The 5,834-nt window shown below is 54.3% G+C and carries 4 protein-coding genes; 2 read left to right on the forward strand and 2 right to left on the reverse strand.

Annotated features, from left to right (window positions below; all coding sequences use genetic code 11):
- Together Q0C28_RS10480 and tal are read left to right on the forward strand one after the other, a co-directional pair.
- Window positions 1-190: TOBE domain-containing protein (locus Q0C28_RS10480; RefSeq protein ID WP_293575494.1), on the forward strand; the 190-nt coding region annotated here is incomplete at its 5' end.
- 863 nt (window positions 191-1,053) lie between these two features.
- Window positions 1,054-2,004, forward strand: a complete 951-nt coding sequence (gene tal / locus Q0C28_RS10485) for a transaldolase (protein ID WP_293575496.1) — start codon at window positions 1,054-1,056, stop codon at window positions 2,002-2,004.
- Between the two features lie 784 nt (window positions 2,005-2,788).
- On the opposite strand, the gene Q0C28_RS10490 is transcribed toward tal, so the two are convergent.
- Together Q0C28_RS10490 and Q0C28_RS10495 are read right to left on the reverse strand one after the other, a co-directional pair.
- Window positions 2,789-3,715 (reverse strand): 5'-methylthioadenosine/S-adenosylhomocysteine nucleosidase, encoded by a 927-nt coding sequence (locus tag Q0C28_RS10490; RefSeq protein WP_293575498.1) that lies wholly within the window; start codon window positions 3,713-3,715, stop codon window positions 2,789-2,791.
- A gap of 799 nt (window positions 3,716-4,514) precedes the next feature.
- Window positions 4,515-5,834 (reverse strand): calcium-binding protein (locus tag Q0C28_RS10495; protein ID WP_293575499.1); only part of this gene is annotated, 1,320 nt, incomplete at its 5' end.

A 5,834-nucleotide genomic window follows, 5' to 3' on the forward strand; every position in this document is an offset into this window, starting at 1 on the left:
TGGCACGATCGAAGTGGTCGAGTATCTTGGCGCCGATATGTTCGTCATCGTAGATTGCGGATTTGAAGAGAAGGTAACGGTTCGTCTTGGCGGGGACACGCAGATCAATGCCGGAGCGAGAGTAGGCCTGTATTTCGCACCTGAAAAACTGCAATTTTTCGATGCTGCAGGGCAAACGATCAGCCCCTGAGGCTCACCGTCTGAACATCAATCGGCCATAAACGCGGAGCCATCTCTTCGCGCTTCGGCCCTTTATTTGCCACTCCTGGTTCACCGTTTCCAAAAACGTAACGGTGAACCAGCTAGACCAGTGTAAACCAATTGGAGCCCATTGATCATTGCATCTCTTCGCGGGGCTGCTTCGATTTTGATGGAATCCTGGTGCCCAGACACGTCGAAGCTCATAGCCAGGAGATGGCCGCGGCAGCCAAGGCGATGTCTGATAGGTCGACCTTAGGGTACCTGTCCACGCTGCCCGCCGAAGGCTGACCTGCATCGCCTAAAACAATCCGTTTGGTCCTTGCACCCAGGCCCCTAAGGGAGCGGTTTGACCATTTTCAACGTCGTGATGTGGTCACATCCCTTGTGGGCGCGGCCTCTGGCGATCTGAAAACCGAGCGCCTTGAACTTGGCTTGATTGGTCTGCAGGGCCACGCGTGTCTCCAGCCCAAGCTGGCTGCGCACAAGATCGATGCAAGCACGGCGGCGTGAGGGGCTTAGAAGTTTCCCTTTGCAGCCTCGGAGAGGATCAATTTGTCCAGTGTCAGCCCGTGGCCGATACCCCTTGCGACACACGCTGCGAACCAAGGGGACCGCGTCGCCGGGGTTCAATGCACCAAAGGACCAGCGCCTGCTTCAGCACAAATCTGTCGCACAATCAATACAATTAGTTGAACCAAACCCTCTCTTAAATCAGGTGGCCGTCTATTGGCGGCCTTGCGGCTGAAGCTAGCGGCAATGGGCATCCTAATGAGGCGATGGGTATAGTGGACACTGCCACGTTCCTTCTCGCCTCTCCAACCCTCGCTTTTCAAATCAAAGGAACAAAGCCATATGCCGTCCGCACTCGAGCAACTCCAATCCATGACTGTGATCGTGGCAGACACCGGCGATCCGGCGCTGGTGCGTGAACACAAACCCGAGGATTGCACGACCAACCCCTCTCTCGTTCTGGCCGCAATGGAGAGTGGTGAGACGCAGGATCTTATCGAGCAGGAGGTCTCAGCGGCGCGGGCAAAGTTCCAGAATGCGGACGCGCTATGCGACACGCTGACCGTCGCAATTGGGGCCAATCTGACCCGCCTTGTCCCTGGCCGTGTCTCGACGGAGGTTGATGCACGACTGTCCTTTGATTCTCTAGCCTCGATCGAACGCGCAAACGCGATCGTCGAAGACTATGATCGTCGTGGGATTAGCAAGGACCGCATCCTGATCAAACTAGCTTCAACATGGGAATGTATCCGTGCAGCCGAACGGCTTGAGCGGGACGGCATCAACTGTAACCTCACCCTGCTCTTTGCCCTTGAGCAAGCGAAGGCCTGTGCAGACGCCGGCGTATTTTTGATCTCGCCCTTCGTTGGCCGGATTACGGATTGGTATAAGGAGGCCCATGACGTTGAGCAGTTCGCACCAGACGAAGATCCCGGTGTTCAGTCTTTGCGCGAAATCTATGCCTATTACAAAGACCATGGCATCGAAACCGTTGTGATGGGGGCTTCGTTCCGCAACATTGATCAAATTAAGGCACTGGCAGGATGTGACCGGCTCACGATTGCGCCGAAACTCTTGGACGAACTGGCCGCAGACCAAAGTGAGGTAGGGCGCGTGCTTTCGGCCGACACGGGGACTAGATCCAACCCCAGACCCCTCGACGAACCATCGTTCCGTTGGGGTCTGAATAAAAACGCCATGGCCACCGTAGAGCTTTCCGAAGGAATTCGAAACTTCGAAATAGACCATCGCAAACTGCTCAAAATCTTGGACGACAAACTGAATGATCAATGACGTCTCATGCTGCGAGACCCAACTAGTAAACAGATGCCTACATCACCTTGTTCATTCAGAGGCGGTAACTCTACAAAACGAAGGGTACAAAATCTAGCTTAGCCAACAGGGCTTTGCCGCCCTATTTTGCACCCAGCCGGAGTCGACCCCTGGATCAAGATTGGGACGGCGAGAAAACCTGACAGGCCGCGTCATACAATTCCGAGCTGAAGAATCTTGAACAATCATGCTAGCACTGTTTTCAGTAGGTTGCCGCAACTGCTACCTCAGGTAGGTTTTGATCATCAGCTCTCTGGGTGACCGTGTGATAGCACGGCATCCTATGACTAAAGCAACCTCATCTCTGAACAACATACGCACTTGAGCAGTCTCGCGTAGTGCAATGCCGATCCGAGCCTTCTATCTTACCGAGATTTTGATCGGCATGACTGTTCTAGCCATCGTTGGATCTCCCGGGACCAAAGCAATCCGCTTCTTTTCGTTTCCGGATCAGCTCGATCCTATGCTGTGCCACCGCACCCAGCGACGGGGAATCGCCCTGTTCCATTAGCGTTATGGCAAATTCTGTCTGAGTATCGTTAAGCGATATAGCTGTCTGACCGTCATAACGGCCCCTCCTGCACCCTATAGTATGACTAGGTCGTACGAAGATTAAGTCTGACAGGCTTAAACGGGCAAATGGCTATGATCTGTTTAGGCCTATTGGTGCTGCACATTGATAAAGAAAATTTCTGACCCAGTCGTCTCGTGCACCCTTTGCAACCGCGCGGCCGCTCCTCGGCAGTTAAGGAATTTCTTGCAGGATTGCCCGAACCGCCGTCGCCGCGTTCTGGGCAGCGAGTCCGAAAAAGACCCGGATACCATTTTCGTCGGGCTCTCCGCCTGCAAGATCGGAAAGACTGCGAACCGCAATAAAAGGGACTTCATTCGCATAGGCGACATGCGCTACTGCGGCACTTTCCATGTCAAGAACCCGAGCGTTGAACGTTTCGAAAACATACGCTCGAAACTCAGCATTATCGACAAAAGCGCTTCCCGAGACCCCCGCGCCGCCGATGAGAATTCGTGGAAGGCGATCTAGACAATCCTGACCTTTCGTGCAGGGGGTCAGTTCCAAGTCTGCAAGTGCGCGGCGAGCAGCGGTGAGCAAAGACTGGTCCACCGGGAACCAGAAGCGGGTTTCCGGTTCATCGCTCCCGGCCCGCTGTACGGAAACCGCGCGCGGAAAAATCATGCCAAAATTCGCAAACGGGTATTCAAAAAATGGTGGTTTTGCCCACCCTTCGGCAGAAGGCCGGGCCATGACGACTTCGAGATACTGTCCCCATCTGTCTGCGATCACGACATCACCAATTCCGAGTGCAGGATCAACCCCGCCAGCTATCCCCGAAAACACGACATGTTCAATATCGAAATGATCGAGCGCAAGCTGGACAGTCATTGCCGCGTTGACGGTTCCAATACCGCTAAGAAATAAGACCACATCCCGCTCATCAAGCTTGCCCTGGTGAAATTCGACTCCATTGAGCGAAACTGTGACCGGTTCCATGAGTGCATCGCGAAGGATCACTAGTTCCGGCGAGAACGCGGAAACAATTGCAGTGCGTGGAACATCATCTTCGCTGTGTTCCGCGTTTACCTGAAACGCCAGAACGCACACTGTGAACAGAGATACCGCGAAGCGGATCATTGAAGCTTTCAATCCAATCATGACGTTGACTTACCTCCTAGTTCTTGGACGTACCATATTGATCTCATTAAATTAATTTAAATCTCTTTCCGTAATGACCCTCTCCGTGCAGGTCTGCGGCCCGACGCGGCGCTTACCACTCTGAGCCGCATTGGACAGATGTGCCGGTATCGCCATCAAACGACTGGTTGAACCCCCGCCTTCAGCGTGCCCATGATTGCAAGCGCGCCCGTCGCCGGGCTGTTTTCAGCAATGTCTGTACGGCCAATGTAAGACGAGGCACTATGTCAGTGGCTCCCGCACGCCTCATGGAAATATTCCCGCGTTTCCCGGGTGATGTGCGTAGTGTTGCGACGGAGACGGGACAAGAAAGCGTGTCCGGTAGGGATCCCGGTGTTAGCACTCTTCTGCTGGCGCTCGCACCGATTGCAGGCTTCATGTGAGGGTGGCCAAAGCCTTGCGCTATACAGGTTGTGAAAATGACGCTCGTTGAGCCTATCATTATTTCTGTCTCATTTGGTATGTCGTTGAAAAAACCTGAGAGCTGCAGCCGATTTGAACACGGACTGACGGCGCTGGCCTTTCCAACTCATCAGCTTTGTCGCAAATCAGACAAAAAGGTGTGAAAGAGCCCCCTGCAACGGAGTAGCTAATGGCAAAAAAAGCTTTTTACTTGCAGGGGGCGCTCCTTGCGCGTTTGCCCTGAGAATGTGGGGCAGGGCTTGTTCAGGCGCGAACAACGCGCAATCTCTGAAACCCTTCAGCGAAGTGAAGGCAGGGGCAAAGGGACCGGTCATGGCCCCTTTGCAGAGATCTGATGTTACGCGAAATCAAAATCCGCGCTGCTGAGACCAGCCAGGGTTGGTGCAGTACCACTTGTACTTTGAACGGTCACGCTGGTGTCATCATCAATGACGATAACAAACCCATTTTCGATCTCATATGAGACCGCCATGATATCTGCGAGGCTTGTGTAGCCCAAGGCACTGACGTCCAATTGGTCATTGTCTGATCCACTGGTCCCGCCAAAGTCGCGAATTGTCGTATGGCCGATCCCGGACTTGAGCACGAAGGTATCATCCCCTGCCCCGCCTGTGAGTTGGTCACCACCAAGGCTCGCATAAATCATGTCGTTACCAGCGCCGCCGTCGAGATAATCTTTCCCCTCGCCGCCGCGCAATTCATCGTTGCCACCGCCGCCAAACAGCGTGTCATCGCCGCTGCCGCCACGCAGCGTATCATTGCCTGCTACACCGCTATCAGGAATGGCCTCTGAATGGGTTGGCACAGTCCCTGCGACATCGAACGTCCCATCGTCACCGATCAGGATATCATTACCGGCACCACCGTTGAGCATATCGTCATCTGCGCCGCCTTTCAGCGTGTCCTTACCGACGCTGCCGAACACTGTATCATTTCCGGCCTCACCGTTGATGGTGTCATCGCCAGCTCCGCCGCCGAGATTGTCATCATCTGCACCACCGTGGATGTTGTCGTCGTGATTGCCGCCGCGTATGTGGTCGTCTCCGGCTCCACCGTTGAGCGTATCTTCGCCATTCAGCCCCTTGATAGTGTCATTCCCGCCTTGACCGTTGACGGCGTCTTCATTGGTGCTGTCGCTGTGGCCATCGGCGCCATCAGTGCCGTGATAGGTATCGCTACCATTTGTGAACTCGATCTGATGTTCATAGGTCACAGTTACCATTCGCGTGCTGCCATCACTGTCTGCGACCAGCACGTCGAAAGAAAACGTTGCGGTGTCACCGACATTGCCTCTGGCAGAAATGGCCGCATCCGTTGGCTTAAACAGAAGATCAAACGTCCCGGATTGATCGCCACTTGTGAATTCCTTAAGCTTGAAAGTGCCCTCGGCATTGTTGAAGATTTTTTCAACACCGTCCGTGATATCCTGACCGACGCCAAACCCCGAGGCCAGTTTGCCGTCCACGCTGACAATTCTGGCGATCGCAAACGCGCTGACGGTCAGTTCTGCGCCATCCCAATTGTAATCTGTCGCCGCAACATCAACGTGATAAAAGCCAGTATCCGCGCCAGCATCAGCCAGAGCCGTACGTCCGACACCCGGACTGACCACGCCCTTTGACGAAATCCCAGCCGTCAGTGTTGCCTCATCAGAGAA

Source organism: Phaeobacter sp. (assembly GCF_022825805.1).
In the GTDB taxonomy this organism is placed as follows: domain Bacteria; phylum Pseudomonadota; class Alphaproteobacteria; order Rhodobacterales; family Rhodobacteraceae; genus Phaeobacter.

Excerpts from the sequence above, each read along its gene's own strand:
- tal (WP_293575496.1), top strand. The coding sequence starts at position 1,054 with ATGCCGTCCGCACTCGAGCAACTCCAATCCATGACTGTGATCGTGGCA.
- Q0C28_RS10490 (WP_293575498.1), bottom strand. The coding sequence starts at position 3,715 with ATGATTGGATTGAAAGCTTCAATGATCCGCTTCGCGGTATCTCTGTTC.